At 52.6% G+C, this 16,857-nt stretch carries 7 protein-coding genes, 15 tRNA genes, 1 rRNA gene and 2 riboswitches (1 of these 25 running past the window's edge); all 23 genes read right to left on the bottom strand.

The window, feature by feature from the left end; all coding sequences use genetic code 11:
• Positions 1-282: 282 nt before the first annotated feature.
• Positions 283-2,130 (bottom strand): M1 family metallopeptidase, encoded by a 1,848-nt coding sequence (locus NDK47_RS03470; RefSeq protein ID WP_251873529.1) that lies wholly within the window; start codon positions 2,128-2,130, stop codon positions 283-285.
• A 52-nt stretch (positions 2,131-2,182) separates the two neighbouring features.
• Complete coding sequence (locus NDK47_RS03465; RefSeq protein ID WP_251873528.1) at positions 2,183-3,493, bottom strand: histidine--tRNA ligase; 1,311 nt, start codon at positions 3,491-3,493, stop codon at positions 2,183-2,185.
• Between the two features lie 358 nt (positions 3,494-3,851).
• The gene (locus NDK47_RS03460; RefSeq protein WP_251873527.1) at positions 3,852-5,222 is read right to left on the bottom strand and encodes an NCS2 family permease; all 1,371 of its coding nucleotides are present in this window, start codon (positions 5,220-5,222) and stop codon (positions 3,852-3,854) included.
• A gap of 116 nt (positions 5,223-5,338) precedes the next feature.
• A riboswitch (purine riboswitch) is annotated at positions 5,339-5,440 on the bottom strand.
• Between the two features lie 150 nt (positions 5,441-5,590).
• Entirely contained in the window at positions 5,591-7,129 is a 1,539-nt protein-coding gene (gene guaA / locus NDK47_RS03455; protein ID WP_251873526.1) for a glutamine-hydrolyzing GMP synthase, read from the bottom strand.
• 224 nt (positions 7,130-7,353) lie between these two features.
• Positions 7,354-7,454, bottom strand: a riboswitch (purine riboswitch).
• An 18-nt stretch (positions 7,455-7,472) separates the two neighbouring features.
• Positions 7,473-9,755, bottom strand: coding sequence for a transglutaminase TgpA family protein (locus tag NDK47_RS03450; RefSeq protein ID WP_251873525.1), 2,283 nt, complete (start codon positions 9,753-9,755; stop codon positions 7,473-7,475).
• Positions 9,755-10,966, bottom strand: a complete 1,212-nt coding sequence (locus tag NDK47_RS03445) for a DUF58 domain-containing protein (protein WP_251873524.1) — start codon at positions 10,964-10,966, stop codon at positions 9,755-9,757. Before NDK47_RS03445 ends, NDK47_RS03450 begins: the two co-directional genes overlap by 1 nt.
• A gap of 15 nt (positions 10,967-10,981) precedes the next feature.
• Positions 10,982-11,935: an AAA family ATPase gene (locus NDK47_RS03440; protein WP_251873523.1), complete on the bottom strand. Its 954-nt coding sequence runs from the start codon at positions 11,933-11,935 to the stop codon at positions 10,982-10,984.
• A gap of 271 nt (positions 11,936-12,206) precedes the next feature.
• Positions 12,207-12,283, bottom strand: a tRNA-Arg gene (locus NDK47_RS03435).
• A gap of 19 nt (positions 12,284-12,302) precedes the next feature.
• Positions 12,303-12,378 (bottom strand) — tRNA-Gly (locus NDK47_RS03430).
• A 43-nt stretch (positions 12,379-12,421) separates the two neighbouring features.
• A tRNA-Leu gene (locus tag NDK47_RS03425) sits at positions 12,422-12,504 on the bottom strand.
• A 35-nt stretch (positions 12,505-12,539) separates the two neighbouring features.
• Positions 12,540-12,615, bottom strand: a tRNA-Lys gene (locus NDK47_RS03420).
• Positions 12,616-12,623: 8 nt separating this feature from the next.
• Positions 12,624-12,698 (bottom strand) — tRNA-Gln (locus NDK47_RS03415).
• A 5-nt stretch (positions 12,699-12,703) separates the two neighbouring features.
• Positions 12,704-12,779: transfer RNA gene (locus tag NDK47_RS03410), tRNA-Thr, on the bottom strand.
• 28 nt (positions 12,780-12,807) lie between these two features.
• Positions 12,808-12,880 (bottom strand) — tRNA-Phe (locus tag NDK47_RS03405).
• 191 nt (positions 12,881-13,071) lie between these two features.
• A tRNA-Asp gene (locus NDK47_RS03400) sits at positions 13,072-13,148 on the bottom strand.
• A 75-nt stretch (positions 13,149-13,223) separates the two neighbouring features.
• Positions 13,224-13,300, bottom strand: a tRNA-Met gene (locus tag NDK47_RS03395).
• Positions 13,301-13,326: 26 nt separating this feature from the next.
• Positions 13,327-13,402 (bottom strand) — tRNA-Val (locus NDK47_RS03390).
• 72 nt (positions 13,403-13,474) lie between these two features.
• Positions 13,475-13,551: transfer RNA gene (locus NDK47_RS03385), tRNA-Glu, on the bottom strand.
• An 18-nt stretch (positions 13,552-13,569) separates the two neighbouring features.
• Positions 13,570-13,654, bottom strand: a tRNA-Leu gene (locus NDK47_RS03380).
• A gap of 9 nt (positions 13,655-13,663) precedes the next feature.
• Positions 13,664-13,740 (bottom strand) — tRNA-Met (locus NDK47_RS03375).
• A gap of 23 nt (positions 13,741-13,763) precedes the next feature.
• A tRNA-Ser gene (locus NDK47_RS03370) sits at positions 13,764-13,854 on the bottom strand.
• A 5-nt stretch (positions 13,855-13,859) separates the two neighbouring features.
• A tRNA-Asn gene (locus NDK47_RS03365) sits at positions 13,860-13,935 on the bottom strand.
• 74 nt (positions 13,936-14,009) lie between these two features.
• Positions 14,010-16,857: ribosomal RNA gene (locus NDK47_RS03360) — 23S ribosomal RNA — on the bottom strand (it continues 80 nt past the right edge of the window).

Raw genomic sequence — 16,857 nt, 5'->3', positions numbered from 1 at the left:
AGAGCCGGTCACTATCAAAAGGAATGCGAGCTGGCCTATCAATGAGAAAACCCAACCGACCCTCTCCGCCTGCGAGCAGGGAATCGCCTGGGCATGCTATCTTTTTCAACATGTATAGTGTAACAGGGGGGGAGAAGAGCTGTCAACAAACAAACCGAACGTTATCATTATCGCAGATTATAAATATTCGCCTTTAGGTGCGGCCTGCAACGTTATTTTCTCTATTTGGATCGATGGGCTTTTACTTTCCCCCTTTTCTCCTCTACCTACTTTAGGTCCGACTTACTTCTCTGCCCTTTGACGGTCCAGCCACTCCTGCGCCTCTTTCTCTTTCCCTTTATCCAGCAGCAGCCAGTACTGGATAAACGGCTCTGCATCTTCGCCCGCTTCCGCCGATAACGCCTCCACCCACGCTTTTCCTGTCGCCACCTGGTATTGGTACGTGGTAACGAAGCGATGAAGCATCGCGTGCAGCCGCTTTTCCCCCCACGCTTCACGCAGGAGCAACAGCATGCTGGCCGTCCGGGAATAGACCAGATCGCTGTAGCTGTCGTTGTCAGGGAAGCGGGACAGCGGCATCCAGGGACTCAGCCCTTTTGCGGCGTAGAAATCGGTTGTGGTTCCCCGGACCAGCCTCGCCTGGACACGATCTTTGCCCAACTGGGGGTAAGCGCTCAGCATGAAAGCAAGAGAGGCGTACTCGGCCAAGCCTTCATCCAGCCACGCCTCCTCTACCTGATTGTTCCCGACAAGCCCATAGAACCACTGATGGGCTGTCTCGTGCACCACGGTAGGAATCGAAGCCAGATGATCTCCCTGGTAATGCGAGCCATCTACAAAGACGAGTCCGGGATTTTCCATGCCGTTGATGCTGCCGCCGATCCTGACGACATCATACTCCGAATAAGGGTACAAACCGAATTGGCTTTGGAAGTAGGCAAACGACCGAACCGCCGCCAGGTGATTGCGCTCCACCTGCGTGGCTGAATCCCCTTGCCGCCACCAGCTTCTCACCCACGTATCCCCGACAAGAGACTCTGTGGGCTGATAGGTATGATCCATGATCACGAGGGCAAAATCACGCACGTTTCCGACCTCCAGGGTGTACGTGCGCTGACCGGGGATCGTCTCCCTCCCCGTTTGCCCTCGATCTGTTGCCGTGCTAGCGAACTGATACCCGGCAGGCAAGGTCAGCTCCAGCTCATAGCGGGCCACCTCAGAAAAGAAGGGATCTCCTACCGGTCCATAGGGATCGAGATGCCAGCCAGAGGCGTCATGGACAGCCAGGACGGGCAGCCAATTTCCCAGCCAGATGGCGTGGTCATCATACGACATCCGGCCCATGTTGCGGGGAAGTGTCATGCTGAAGTCAAGCGACATTTCGATTGCTGTTCCGGGCTTCACACCTGTTTTCCCGAGGGGCACCTTCACTACCGTTGCCTTGCGCTGGTAGGCTGCCGGTTTTCCCTGAACAGTCAGCTTGGTGATCCGGTAGGTGCCAACAGACGGTTTGCTCCCCAAGAGCCCCTCCCACAGCATTCCTCGCTTCGGCTCCGTAAAGGCATAGGGATAGATGTGCAAATAAGCAACGTCCGGGTCACGCGGCACGAATTCAATCTGGAGATGGCCTGTCACCTTTTTTGTGCCCGGATCTACATTCACAGCGGCGCGGTAGGTGGTCAATTTCGCCAAATCCAAGACCGCTTCGCTCTTTTCCGGCTTCATTTCATGGTTCGTGAACCAGTCATTGTTTGGTGACGCGTCATGGTTCGTGGACCCGTCATTGTTTGGTGACGCGTCATGGTTCGTGGACCCGTCATTGTTCGTGGGCGCGGGAGCATGAGCCTTTCCATTCGCGATCGCTCCAACAGAAGTCACCCCGCTCATCGCATCCGCTCGTGAAACTGCCGAACCGGGTACAGCAGCTGCTCCTGCGAGTGTCATCATCACGGCCAAAGCGATCATCACCCGAAAGCCGACTCCGATAAAGTTATCCCACACTGTCCTTTTGCTACTAAATCCTCTCTGGCTATTTCCTTTTTCCAGTCCAATTCCGCCCGCTTTACCGCTCCCACTGCCACGCTCCCTGCCGTTTCCCTCGTCGTTGACATTGCCTGCACCTGGTACCATCTCTGTCCCCCCTTATCGACCCCTGCCTTTCGACGTGTTGATCCTCTCGCGGCTAAGACTGATAACTCTTAAAAACCTGGTCCCATTCCCGCTCGTCTGATAGCGAGAGCAACCGTTCCTCTCCGCGAACCATATCCCTGACGACAACCTTCCCCGCCGCCATTTCGTTTTCCCCTACGATCAAGACGAGAGGAATTCGTTCTTTGTTTGCATAGTCGAGCGCTTTTTTCAAGCGACGCCCCATTAGCTCCACTTCGACCCGCAGCCCGCTTCGGCGAATGCGCTGGGCCAGTCTCAGCACCTCAGCCTCTGTCCCCAAAGGAATGATCAGCACATCCGAACTGTGCACGGCCCATTTCTCTTCATCCTCCATCGTCAGGGCTGTCAGAATCACATCAAGACCAAAAGAGATGCCGACTGCCGGATACTCACGCCCATCGCCCAAAAATTGTCCGATGATCTTGTCGTATCTTCCTCCGCTGCCAATACTGGATGTGATTCGGCCGTCCTGCAGAAAAATCTCGTAGACAGTACCGGTATAGATACTGAGTCCCCGTGCCAGAAAGGGATGAAACCTGACGTCACCCGTTTCTCCTGCTGCCTGCAAGAGACGAAACAGCTCTTGCAACTCAGCCGCTCCTTCCTGCACCAGCGGATTATCAAACTCCTTCGCCAATCCCGCTAACGTCGGGACTCCCTTTCGCAGAAAATCTGCTATCCTCTCAATGACCTCATCACCGACAAGCCGATCCCGCAAATCATCACAGACACCTTCCACACCGATCTTTTCCAGCTTGTCGAGTGAGAGCATGATATCCGCAGCCTGCTCCTCCCCGATGCCCATCACCTGCAGCACTCCGGACAACAGTTTGCGATTGTTCACCTGGATATAGACGTCAAGCCCCAGCCGGGAAAAAGCATCAAAAGCCATCCGTATCAACTCCGCTTCCGCCAGCATGGACGAAGTCCCCACGATATCCACGTCGCATTGGACAAACTCACGGAATCGTCCTGCTTTCACCGGTCCATCCCGGAAGACCTTCCCGATTTCATAGCGTTTAAAAGGCATCCGCATCTCCGGATTCATCCCCACCACTTTGGCCAGCGGAACAGTCAAATCATAACGGAGGGCCAAATCACGTTCGCCCTGGTCGCTTAAGCGGTACACTTCTTTCAAGATTTCTGCCCCTCCCCCGTACTTTGATCCCAGCAAATCAAAATACTGCAGCATGGGCGTCTCCAGCGGCTTGCAGCCATACGAGGCAAATACCGCCTCCAGCGTCCGCCTGATGTGATTGCGCAGCCCCTGCTCTTCCGGCATAAAATCCTTGGTTCCTTTCACATTGCGAAGCAATCCTTCCATGACTCTTCCTCCCTTTTTCCCGTTTGTCCTGCCTGTTTCCTGAAAATTGTCCTCCGCAGCCAAAAAATGATATACAAAAAAGCCATGCAGGGACGCAAATGCCCGCATGGCTACTCTACTGCCACCGCAGGCACCAAGCACGAACAGCGCTTGCACCTGCGGAAAAATTTCCGAAGATACAAACGCTCTAGTGATGGTGATGCAGTTGAAGGAATGCGCGAAGACCGATCATCGGTGATCCCTCCGAAGCAGAATTTGCCCTATCATACAATATCCGCCGGGGAAAACGCAAGCCTCCCCCAATCATAAAAAACCCGGCCGCCACCACTTTCGGTGACAACCGGGCTGAGTTTCCCATCTATTCTCTGAGGAAGATAAAGTACGCCAGGAAGACAAAGAACAGGACATACATCACTGGATGAACCTCGCGGCCTTTTCCTTTCAGCAGCTTGATGACCGGATAGACGATAAAGCCCGCCGCGATCCCGGATGCGATACTGTACGTCAGCGGCATCATCAGGATGGTCAGGAAGGCCGGGAAAGCCTCGTCCATTTCCTTCCAAGCAATATTCGCCATATGAGAGGCCATCAGCACACCGACCATAACCAGGGCTGGTGCGGTAACAGCAGGCGTAACAACCGCCAAAAGCGGAGAGAAGAAGAGCGCCAGGATGAACATCCCGCCAGTTACGACGGAAGCAAAACCGGAACGTCCTCCGGCAGCCACACCGGCTGTAGATTCCACATAGCTTGTTGTCGTCGAGGTACCCAAAATGGCACCAGCCATACCGGCGATCGCATCGGAAGCCAAGGCACTTCCTGGACGCGGCAGCTTGCCGTCTTTCAGCAGACCAGCCTGACTGGCTACTCCCAGAAGCGTCCCAGTCGCGTCAAAGAAGTCAACAAACAGGAAAGTAAAAACGACGATGAGCATTTTGGCACTGAACAGTGTAGAAAAATCACCTAAGTATTGAAACGCAGCACCAAATGTAGGAGCCAGGCTCGGCGGAGTCGAAATGACTTTTTCCGGGAGATTCACAATCCCGAAGATCATGCCCACGATTGCCGTTCCGACCATCCCAATAAAGATCGCCGCATTAATCCGGCGCGCCATCAAAACGGCGGTCAAAATCAGACCAAATACCGCAAGCAATGCATTTTTAACTGCTGTCACTTGTGCTGCATCCATCTCTGGATGGAAGGTAAGATGTCCAAGCGCAACCGTAGTCGCGTCACTGGAGATAATGATTCCCGCGTTTTTCAAACCGATAAAGGCCACAAACAAACCAATCCCGGCTGATACGGCATACTTCAGCCCCTGCGGAATCGAGTTGACGATGGCTTCGCGAATCCCGGTCAGCGACAGAAGAAGGAAAATCGTACAAGAGACAAACACTCCTGCCAATGCTTGCTGCCAAGGAATACCCATGGTCAAAACTACCGTATACGTAAAAAATGCGTTTAATCCCATCCCGGGAGCCTGTGCAATCGGCAAGCGACCGACAAACGCCATCACGAGCGTACCAATTGCCGCAGCCAGCGCTGTCGCCGTAAAGATCGCTCCGAATTCAGGATAGTTGGCTTTCAGTTCAGGCGGGAGGTCAGCACCACTCAGGATGAATGGATTGACAGCCAAGATGTAAGCCATAGCAAGGAATGTGGTGATACCGGCGATCGTTTCTCGACGATAATTGGTACCGAGCTTGTCAAATTCAAAGTACTTCCGCACTGGATGTCCCCCCAGATTCATTTCGGTAAAATAAAAAGGTCGAGGTGCAACGATCCACCTCGACTACCGAACAAAACAGACGGAAAGACAAATGAAAATAAGTACTGTTACAGATTCTCCGTCGCTGAATTGTTCGTAGCCAGGTCGTTTTCGGCAACCATGTAGAAACTTCCGGGCCTTATTCCCAGAAATATACGAACCTTCCTATTCACCTGTTCACAACGAGAAGTGTAACAGGAAGAAAAGAAGATGTCAACGGAAAATACGAACATTAAATTTTTATTAGCAAAAAACATCCGGTTTTATCAAAGGACAAGCAGAACGCGCGAACTCCGCGGACTGCTTGTCCCGATAACCGAACAAAAACCTTATTCCCACTCGATTGTTGCTGGCGGTTTCGAGGTAATATCGTATACAACTCGGTTTACATTCTCTACTTCATTGACAATCCGGGTCGAGATTTTCTCGAGGACATCCCACGGAATCCGTGCCCAGTCTGCCGTCATGCCATCAATCGAAGTGACCGCCCGAATCCCTACCGTATAGGAGTACGTCCGTACATCCCCCATAACCCCGACGCTCTTCATATCAGGCAGCGCCGTGAAGTATTGCCAAATCTCGCGGTCCAATCCAGCGTTGGCGATCTCTTCACGCAAAATCGCATCGGATTCACGAACGATTTCCAGCTTCTCTTCCGTAACCTCACCCAAAACACGAATGCCAAGGCCAGGACCGGGGAAAGGCTGACGCCATACGATCTCATCCGGCAGGCCGAGCTCGGAGCCCAGCTTGCGTACTTCGTCCTTGAACAGGGTTTTGAGCGGTTCAATCAGGGTAAAGTTCATATCCTCCGGCAAGCCTCCCACGTTGTGGTGAGACTTGATCGTTTGCGCTGTGGCAGTACCACTTTCAATGATGTCTGTGTATAGTGTACCCTGCGCAAGGAAATCCATGTCTGTCAGTTTGCCCGCTTCTTCGTCAAATACATAGATAAACTCATTCCCGATGATTTTGCGTTTTTTCTCGGGATCGGTTACCCCTTTTAATTTGTCCAAGAAACGTTTGCGAGCATCGATTTTAATCACTTTCATGGAAAATTTATTGGCGAATGTTTCCATGACACTTTCGGCCTCGCCCTTGCGAAGCAGGCCATGGTCCACGAACATGCACGTCAACTGGTCGCCGATGGCCTTGTGGATCAAAGCAGCCACGACCGATGAATCTACCCCGCCGCTCAGCGCACAGAGAACTTGTTTGTTGCCAACCGTTTCACGGATTTTTTTGACCTCATCCTCGATGAATGACGTCATGCTCCAGTCCCCTTTGCAGCCGCAAATCTGGAACAGGAAGTTGGAGATGAATTCATTTCCTTTTACCGTATGACGCACTTCTGGATGGAATTGTACTCCGTACAGCTTGCGCTCCGGATGGCTGATCGCTGCTACTGGACAGCTGTCGCTTACGGCATCCACGCGGAAACCAGCTGGCAGCTCCACCACTTTATCCGTGTGACTCATCCATACCACTTCATTTTCCGTCCACTGATCATACAAGCTGTGGGGGTTTTGAAGACGAAGCTCAGACTTGCCGTATTCCCGCTTGCCGGCACGCTCTACTTTGCCCTCCAGCATGTAGCTCATCAACTGCATACCATAGCAGATCCCCAAAACGGGCAGGCCAAGCTCAAAAATGGCTGGATCTACCTTTGGTGCTCCCTCTTCATAGACGCTCGCTGGACCTCCGGAGAAGATAATCCCCTTTGGCTGCATTTCCTTGATCTTTTCCACTGGTGTATTGAATGGCACCAGTTCACTGTATACACCCAAATCCCGCACACGACGGGCAATCAGCTGGTTGTATTGTCCCCCGAAATCAAGTACGACCACCATTTCCATTGGCTTGCTCATGTAATCCTCCTTCTCCTGTTTCCGCCAGATTGCTACCGGAAGTTTCCACCTTGCCTCGGTTGTTGAACCACCATCGGGACGCCCATCATCGCGTACAGCACAATGCTCGCGATCATCTTGTCAGTCGCCCCTTCGTTGTAAAAAAACCGGGACCGACACCTCCGGTTAAACGACACGGAGGCAGAGTCCCAGTTTGTGTACACTTTTGCGGTTGCATGTACAAAAATCCGAAGTCCTCTCCTCGTAGTCGCTCGATTTACGGTCGAGCGGTAGAAACTTTCAGGCCAATTCCTGAGACTATACGAGTGTTCGAAGGAAATTCTAGCAGACTGAAGATAATTGTTCAAGGCTTCAATTGCTGGCTTAGTCGTTCCATTATTTTGTGGGCGATGGCCCTCGCCTTTTCTTCCATCTCCCGACAGCCGTAATGCACCCGTTCATACCAGTGTGTCAGGTATTGCAAATCCTGCCGTTTGTCGCCTGTCAGTTCAATGCGCTTGACGTACTCCCGCAGGGTTTCCCCCGGTTCGCGCCGTGAATGGACATGCTGGACCAATTGCATCAGCAGGTTGTAGCGATCCTCGTACAACTCGTTTGGATGGTTTCTCATCTTCCGTTGCAGCCACCATAACGTGATCGCGCCCCTCCGCCTCCAAGCCAGGTAAGCGCCTGCCACCACGATCGCCACTCCGATGGTTTTCACAGGCCCAGGGATCTTCCAGCTTCTTTTGCCGACCGCATCCGCGCCTTCCAGTTCATCCATGCGGCCATCTCCGCGATTGCGTGAAGGCTGTTCCCCCAGATTAGGGATTGGGAGAGAAGTTTCCTGATCTCCTGTGTACAGATCGTACTTGATCCGCACCGGTGATACAAAAGTACTGGTTGCTTCAAATGGAATCCATCCTTGTCCGGGGAAATACACCTCTACCCAGGAGTGCGCATCCTTGTTGCGGACTTCGACAATATCGTTGCCCAGACCGTCTTTTCCCACAACCGTGCCGGGCGCGAATCCTTTTACCCAGCGGGCGGGAATACCGACCGAACGCAGCATGACAGCCATCGACGTAGAAAAATGATCACAGTATCCGCGATGACTATCAAACAGAAAGTGATCGACGAAATCCTGTCCGGGAGCCGGTACCGGCACATCCTTGGTCTCGTACTTATATTCTCCCCCCGTACGGAGGTAATTCTCGATCGCCCTTACTTTTTCATAAGGAGTCGGCGCTTTTTCGGTGATCGATTTTGCCAGGTCCTTCACTCTCTGCGGCAGTTCCTCGGGAACCTGCAAATAGCGCTGCTTCACTTCGTCCGGATAGTTCATTCCCACCTGCATGATTGCTTTTTCACTAATAATCGGGACCTCAACTTCCAGTTGATACGACTCCGGCTTCAAGGCCACATGAGACCTCTCCGCAACCTGTTGTTCGGGGGGCTTAATCGCCTCCCGTGACCTTATGATAGGTGAGCTTTCCCCCGGCTGCTCAACGGGTCTTGGTCTCGTTTCCCTGACCGCCCTGATCTCTACTTGCTGGTGGTTGCTGTCATACACCAGATTGACCTGGGATGGATCAATCGAGACCACCCTTTTCAACTGTCCCGGATAAAACAGCGTGGCAAACCGTTCCCCTTTTGAAAAATCAAGTGTCGCAGTAACATCCTTCATCTCAGGTCCCCGGTACAGCATGTTTTTCCACAGGTAGCTCGGCGGGTTTTCTATCACCTGATACTCCCGTTCTCCCTTTTGCCAGCCGCGCCCCGTGTACATATCTTTCGAGTCGCCCCGCCAATAAGTACGTTCATTTGTCACACCGACAAAAACCAATGTGTCATCCTGCTGGAAGGGTCCCCCCAGATTTTCATCGTTGTTGTCATACCCTACTTTTTTCATCGTGCCGATTGCCGGACCATTGCCTGAACCGGTCAGAAACGCAATCGGGTCCGGCCAACTGGGATCTTTTTTCGGTCCCGCGTAGGCAACACCCGCTGCAATCGCCACGACCAGGACAGGCGCAATCAACGCTTTCCACAGCGTCCAACGCCGTTTGTCGACCAGTGGAGCCTGCTTGGAGATAGCAAACACATGCGCCACAGCCAGCAGCAAAAATCCGTAGATCAGGGTGCGGATGATCGCTCCGTCCGCTTCAAAAGGTAAAAACGTATCCAGTACCGCCAAATACAGCTCCGTCAAAAAGACAAACCACAAGCCTTGCCGCTGCTCCAAGACCAGATAGGTGACCATGGAAATTAACAAGGCCAGCATCAAATCGAAAAGCAAATTACGGGTCAGCGGCAGCATCTCTGTCCAGTTTTGCTGCAAAGCCAACGGAATATCCCGTTGAAGGCTCAGGTAAATCTGTGAAAGCCACTCCGTACTAAAAAAAGACGTATCCGAAAAATCAGCATGGAGAATCCACAGGATCCCCACGAGCTTTACCGGAAAGGTCAGCCAGCGGTAGGGAACTACCAGGTCAATCAAAAGGATGCCCGCAACGATCATGTAAAATGGCCACAATGTTCCGGTATCAGTCAGCTCCGCCAGCGGCAGCAGCCACTCTCGCAGCATGAGAAACAGCAGGAGGGCAGCCGCCCACTCCAATCCTTTGGGGCGTTTCCAAATGCTCATCACGAGGCACCTCCTATCTTGCTTGTATCCTCTACATCATCCAGGTGCACCGTTTTGCATGAAACTTTACTGGCAGTCAGCATTTGCATCGCCTGTTTTTCTTCCGGTGTCGGAATCGCCTGTGCATGCATTCGCAACAAATGAATGTGTCTTCCCTTTTGTGAGAGGTGCACCAACCGGGCAATCATGTCTTTGTCAATCCGGGGTGTAATCACGACCAGTGTTACACCAGGAGGCTGTTCCAATGCTTCTCTCCCTACCAATCGGGAAAAGTAGTCCGTCCCCTCGGGCATGACCCGCGCCAAATGATCAAATATACGGATAAAGTGGGTATGTGAGCAGGAAGGGTGAATGACCACTCGCTCTTTTTGCTTGTAAACCAATCCGTAGTGATACTGATTCCGGTTGGCATAGGCGGTCAGACTGGCTGTCAGCTTTACCGCTGCTTCAAACAGCTGGGACGGCTGATCTTTATAGTGCTCCTTTTCTACATCCAGGAAAAAAAGCACTTGGTTCATCGCCTGGTGCTCAAACTCTTTGGTTTTGAGTCCTGTGCCGCGCGCCGACGCCCTCCAGTGGATTTGGCTTAACCTGTCCCCTCGTTGATACTCTCGCACGCCACGAACTGCCGCCACGTCGTCCGAGCGGCGGTGCGCGACATGCACGGTACCACTAAAACTCCCATCGCCCAAGGCCCACTGCGTCATCTCTTTGTAAGTGGGATACACCAAAAAATCATTGGAGAGCGTGAAGGTTTTTTTGCGCTCCACAAATCCAAAGAAATCTCCCCCGCTGACAACACAGTCGTTCAAGCGGTAATGACCGCGCGGCAAACTGGGGATGACGTATTTAAACTCAATCTCTCTTTTCAGCCAAGGGAAGAGCAACTGCCGATGTGGTTCAAACACCCCGGCCAAACGGTCAGGCAATGGCTCTGTCACCATATTCCAACCAAGCGGAAACCAGAAACGGCGACGTAAACGGACCGTAACGACAACATCATCGCCCTCCTGCAGGCGATTGCGGTCTATTTCTCTGGTTACCTCCAATGAGTGAAACATCAGGTAATAGGCGATCAGTTCGTATACCAGAAACACCAGACTGCTGTAGAACAAAAACCAACTGGCAAACCCGCCCTGAAACATGGCAAATACATAGGTGATGAGAACAAGTGCAGCGGTTTTGATTTTCCCGTAGCGTTGCTGTTTCATCCTTCATTCACCGCCCTAGCTGACCGGAACACGCGTTTCCGCCAGGATCGAAGAGAGAATCCGCTCCGTCGTGGTTCCTTCCAGGCGAGCCTCCGGTTTTAAAATGATACGGTGCGTAAAGGTTACAGGCACCAGCTCTTTGATATCATCCGGAATCACATAATCTCTGCCTCGAACGAAAGACAAAGCTTGTGCAGCCCGGAAAAGCGCCAAAGAACCGCGCGGACTGACACCCAGATAAACTTGATGATGCTCCCTGGTTCGTTGGCACAGACGAACAATATATTCCTGCACGCCCTCAGACACGCGAACGGCTGCTACTTGTTTTTGGATCTGCGTCAGTTCTTCCGCTGTCACCACCGGTTCCAGCGTTTCCAATGGATTGTTCTGAGAAAAGCGCGTCAACATCTCCATCTCTTCTTTGAGTGTCGGATAACCCAGACTTAGCTGCATGAGAAAACGGTCTAACTGTGCTTCGGGTAGTGGAAAGGTTCCTTCGTACTCTAACGGGTTTTGGGTAGCCATGACAAAAAAGGGAGCGTTCAACTGGTAGGTATGTCCGTCGATGGTCACAGAACGCTCCTCCATTGCCTCCAGCAGAGACGACTGGGTTTTGGGCGAGGTTCGGTTGATTTCGTCGGCAAGGATGACATTGGCAAAAATCGGACCGGGTCTAAATTCAAATTCCAACGTTTTCTGGTTAAAAATCGCGACCCCTGTTACATCTGTAGGCAGCAGGTCCGGGGTAAACTGAATCCGCTTAAACTCGCCGCCAATCGACCTGGATAGCGAGCGAACCAGCATGGTTTTTCCGACACCCGGTACATCCTCTAACAGGACATGGCCGTTTGCCAAGATGGCTGCCACGCAAAATTCAATAATCGAGCGTTTGCCAATTAGTACTTTTTCAATATTGTTTATTAACTTCTCCACGGAAGGATGGGATTGATCCAATTTGATTGGGTTCACAAAGCATACAACTCCTGTTCCAGCGTAATCTATCTTTTTTGGCGCTTAGATATTTCTAAGGTACAATCAGGTAATCGCAAAGCAGCTGCTTTTTTGGCTTCTTCCTTATTTTATCTGATTTTTCTTGCCAGTAGAGAGGAAACCTATTCCTAAGGTAAGATAACACGCTATAAGATACAAGGAAAAAATCGTTAATCTTTGTAAAATTGTGAAACTAACTATAAAAAAAAGGGTAGGACGCATTCCTACCCTTTTTGGTCATTCATAAATATGGCGTGCCCTGAGAGATTCGAACTCCCGACCTTTTGATTCGTAGTCAAACGCTCTATCCAGCTGAGCTAAGGGCACATTATCATGAGGAAATACATGGAGCGGACGACGGGTCTCGAACCCGCGACCTTCGCCTTGGCAAGGCGACGCTCTACCAATTGAGCTACGTCCGCATCAAACAATTTCATTCAGTTTTATGATCGGCACCGATCACTATGGTGCGGGTGGAGGGACTTGAACCCCCACGGTCGCCCGCCAGAACCTAAATCTGGTGCGTCTGCCAATTCCGCCACACCCGCATTTTGCAATGGGTAACCGCATGGTAATCAAAAACTGGTGAGCCATGAAGGACTCGAACCTTCGACCCTCTGATTAAAAGTCAGATGCTCTACCAACTGAGCTAATGGCTCGTTACAAGTGGCTGGGGTACTAGGATTCGAACCTAGGAATGACGGAGTCAAAGTCCGTTGCCTTACCGCTTGGCTATACCCCAACAAATGGTGCCGGCGATAGGACTTGAACCCACAACCCCCTGATTACAAGTCAGGTGCTCTACCAATTGAGCTACACCGGCCTATGCTGTTGTATGTATTTATAAAAGGTGGCTCGGGACGGAATCGAACCGCCGACACGAGGATTTTCAGTCCTCTGCTCTACCGACTGAGCTACCGAGCCAAGATATTGATTGCCATCGGCCCTGCATCAAGAAGGGTAAAATGGCGGAGCTGACGGGACTCGCTTCCACTGGCGACTCTGCCTCGAAAACCTTCTTGGCGAGCCAGATCTGCAGTACCCGAGCAATCCTACTTGAGCCTTCAACAAGGGTGAACCCGTTTACGGGTGAGAGGCCCATGACTTCTTTGAAATGGCGGAGCTGACGGGACTCGAACCCGCGACCTCCGGTGTGACAGACCGGCGTGAACTCCAACTTCACCACAGCTCCATATTTGTTTGCACTCACGTGCACTGCCATCTTACTTGGTCAAGCGGCAACTCAGCATTGTTCAAGTAGATGATTTGGTTGCGGGAGCAGGATTTGAACCTGCGACCTTCGGGTTATGAGCCCGACGAGCTGCCAGACTGCTCCATCCCGCGTCAATAAGATACTCTATGAAAATGAATGGTGGAGGCTGACGGGATCGAACCGCCGACCCTCTGCTTGTAAGGCAGATGCTCTCCCAGCTGAGCTAAGCCTCCAGATACCCCTCAACAAGTTGTTTTGGGGCCCCCGCAAAGTACTCGATGTTACCTTTACTTTATGGGGTAGTATGGTGACCCGTAGGGGATTCGAACCCCTGTATGACAGCGTGAAAGGCTGCTGTGTTAAACCGCTTCACCAACGGGCCATATAAAAAGTATTACGATGGTGCGGTCGGCGAGACTCGAACTCGCACGGGTCGCCCCGCCACCCCCTCAAGATGGTGTGTCTGCCAATTCCACCACGACCGCAACTTAGGATGGTAGCGGCGGAGGGGCTCGAACCCCCGACCTTTCGGGTATGAACCGAACGCTCTAGCCAGCTAAGCTACACCGCCACTGTCTGCAAAGTTTTAAAAAATGGCGGAGAGTGAGGGATTCGAACCCTCGCTACGCTTACGCATACTAACGGTTTAGCAAACCGTCCCCTTCGGCCTCTTGGGTAACTCTCCGTATATGGCTCCTCGGGAGGGACTCGAACCCCCGACCGATCGGTTAACAGCCGATTGCTCTACCAACTGAGCTACCGAGGAACATTTGTGAAGGAACACAGCTCGTGCTGCTTCGCACCTTCAAAACTGGATATGCATGTTTGCTAAAGGGTTTTGTGGATAAGTCCTCGACCGATTAGTATTCGTCAGCTCCACGCGTTGCCGCGCTTCCACACCGAACCTATCAACCTCATCGTCTATGAGGGGTCTTACCAGCTTGCGCTGTGGGAAGTCTCATCTTGGAGGGGGCTTCACGCTTAGATGCTTTCAGCGCTTATCCCTTCCGCACATAGCTACCCAGCTGTGCCACTGGCGTGACAACTGGTGCACCAGCGGTGCGTCCATCCCGGTCCTCTCGTACTAAGGACAGCTCTCCTCAAACTTCCTGCGCCCGCGACAGATAGGGACCGAACTGTCTCACGACGTTCTGAACCCAGCTCGCGTACCGCTTTAATGGGCGAACAGCCCAACCCTTGGGACCTACTTCAGCCCCAGGATGCGATGAGCCGACATCGAGGTGCCAAACCTCCCCGTCGATGTGGACTCTTGGGGGAGATAAGCCTGTTATCCCCAGGGTAGCTTTTATCCGTTGAGCGATGGCCCTTCCATGCGGAACCACCGGATCACTAAGCCCGACTTTCGTCCCTGCTCGACTTGTAGGTCTCGCAGTCAAGCTCCCTTCTGCCTTTACACTCTACGAATGATTTCCGACCATTCTGAGGGAACCTTTGGGCGCCTCCGTTACCTTTTAGGAGGCGACCGCCCCAGTCAAACTGCCCACCTGGCATGGTCCTCTCACCCGATCAGGGTGACGAGTTAGAAACTCCGTACATCAAGGGTGGTATCCCACCGACAGCTCCACAGAGGCTGGCGCCCCTGCTTCTCAGCTTCCCACCTATCCTGTACATGATGCACAAAGTTCCAATACCAGGCTACAGTAAAGCTCCATGGGGTCTTTCCGTCTTGTCGCGGGTAACCTGCATCTTCACAGGTATTATGATTTCACCGGGTCTCTTGCCGAGACAGCGCCCAAGTCGTTACGCCTTTCGTGCGGGTCGGAACTTACCCGACAAGGAATTTCGCTACCTTAGGACCGTTATAGTTACGGCCGCCGTTTACTGGGGCTTCGGTTCAAAGCTTCGCTTGCGCTAACCCATCCCCTTAACCTTCCAGCACCGGGCAGGCGTCAGCCCCTATACTTCGCCTTGCGGCTTCGCAGAGACCTGTGTTTTTGCTAAACAGTCGCTTGGGCCTTTTCACTGCGGCCCCCTCGGGCTATAAACCCTACCGGGGCGCCCCTTCTCCCGAAGTTACGGGGCCATTTTGCCGAGTTCCTTAGCAAGAGTTATCCCGCGCACCTTAGGATTCTCTCCTCGCCTACCTGTGTCGGTTTGCGGTACGGGCACCTTGTTCCTCGCTAGACGCTTTTCTTGGCAGTGTGAAATCAGGGACTTCGGTACTTAAATTTCCCTCGCCATCACAGCTTGCCCTTGATAGTGTGCGGATTTGCCTACACACCAGGCTTGCTGCTTGGACGGCCATCCAGTAGGCCGCTCACCCTATCCTCCTGCGTCACGCCATTGCTCAAACGGTACAGAGGTGGTACAGGAATATCAACCTGTTGTCCATCGCCTACGCCTTTCGGCCTCAGCTTAGGTCCCGACTAACCCTGGGAGGACGAGCCTTCCCCAGGAAACCTTAGGCTTTCGGTGGACAAGATTCTCACTTGTCTTTTCGCTACTTACACCGGCATTCTCACTTCCAAGCGCTCCACCGCTCCTTCCGGTACGGCTTCACTGCTGCTTGGAACGCTCCCCTACCCAGTCCGTAAGGACTGCCATAGCTTCGGTGGTATGTTTAGCCCCGTTACATTTTCCGCGCAGAGTCACTCGACCAGTGAGCTATTACGCACTCTTTAAATGGTGGCTGCTTCTAAGCCAACATCCTGGTTGTCTGGGCAACTCCACATCGTTTCCCACTTAACATACACTTGGGGACCTTAGCTGATGGTCTGGGCTGTTTCCCTCTTGACGATGGATCTTAGCACTCATCGTCTGACTCCCGGACATAAGTCATTGGCATTCGGAGTTTGACTGAGTTCGGTAACCCGATGAGGGCCCCTAGCCCAATCAGTGCTCTACCTCCAAGACTCTAATTCCGAGGCTAGCCCTAAAGCTATTTCGGGGAGAACCAGCTATCTCCGAGTTCGATTGGAATTTCACCGCTAGCCACACCTCATCCCCGCACTTTTCAACGTGCGTGGGTTCGGGCCTCCAGTAGGTGTTACCCTACCTTCACCCTGGACATGGCTAGATCACACGGTTTCGGGTCTACGGCAACGTACTTGCGCCCTATTCAGACTCGCTTTCGCTGCGGCTCCGTCTCTTCGACTTAACCTTGCACGCTACCGTAACTCGCCGGTTCATTCTACAAAAGGCACGCCGTCACCCATAGATCGGGCTCCGACTATTTGTAAGCACACGGTTTCAGGTACTATTTCACTCCCCTCCCGGGGTGCTTTTCACCTTTCCCTCACGGTACTGGTTCACTATCGGTCGCTAGGTAGTATTTAGCCTTAGCAGATGGTCCTGCCAGATTCACACGGGATTTCACGTGTCCCGCGCTACTCGGGGTGGGTCTCGGAGAGACGCGCGTTTGGGCTACGCGACTGTCACGCTCTATGGTCAGCTTTCCCAAACTGTTCACCTACGCGCGTCTTTTGTAACTCCATGTGAGACGCCCCACAACCCCGCCAGGTAAACCTGACGGTTTAGGCTCTTCCGCGTTCGCTCGCCGCTACTGACGGAATCACTATTGTTTTCTCTTCCTCCGGCTACTTAGATGTTTCAGTTCACCGGGTCTGCCTTCTCGCCACCTATGTATTCAGTGACGGATACCATCCCATTACGAATGGTGGGTTTCCCCATTCGGAGATCCCCGGATCAAAGCGTGCTTACCGCTCCC

Origin of the sequence: Brevibacillus ruminantium (assembly GCF_023746555.1) — a bacterium.
GTDB classification, from domain to species: domain Bacteria; phylum Bacillota; class Bacilli; order Brevibacillales; family Brevibacillaceae; genus Brevibacillus; species Brevibacillus ruminantium.
The sequence above is the reverse complement of the archived record's forward strand: the minus strand, read 5'-3'. Positions and strand labels throughout refer to the sequence as shown.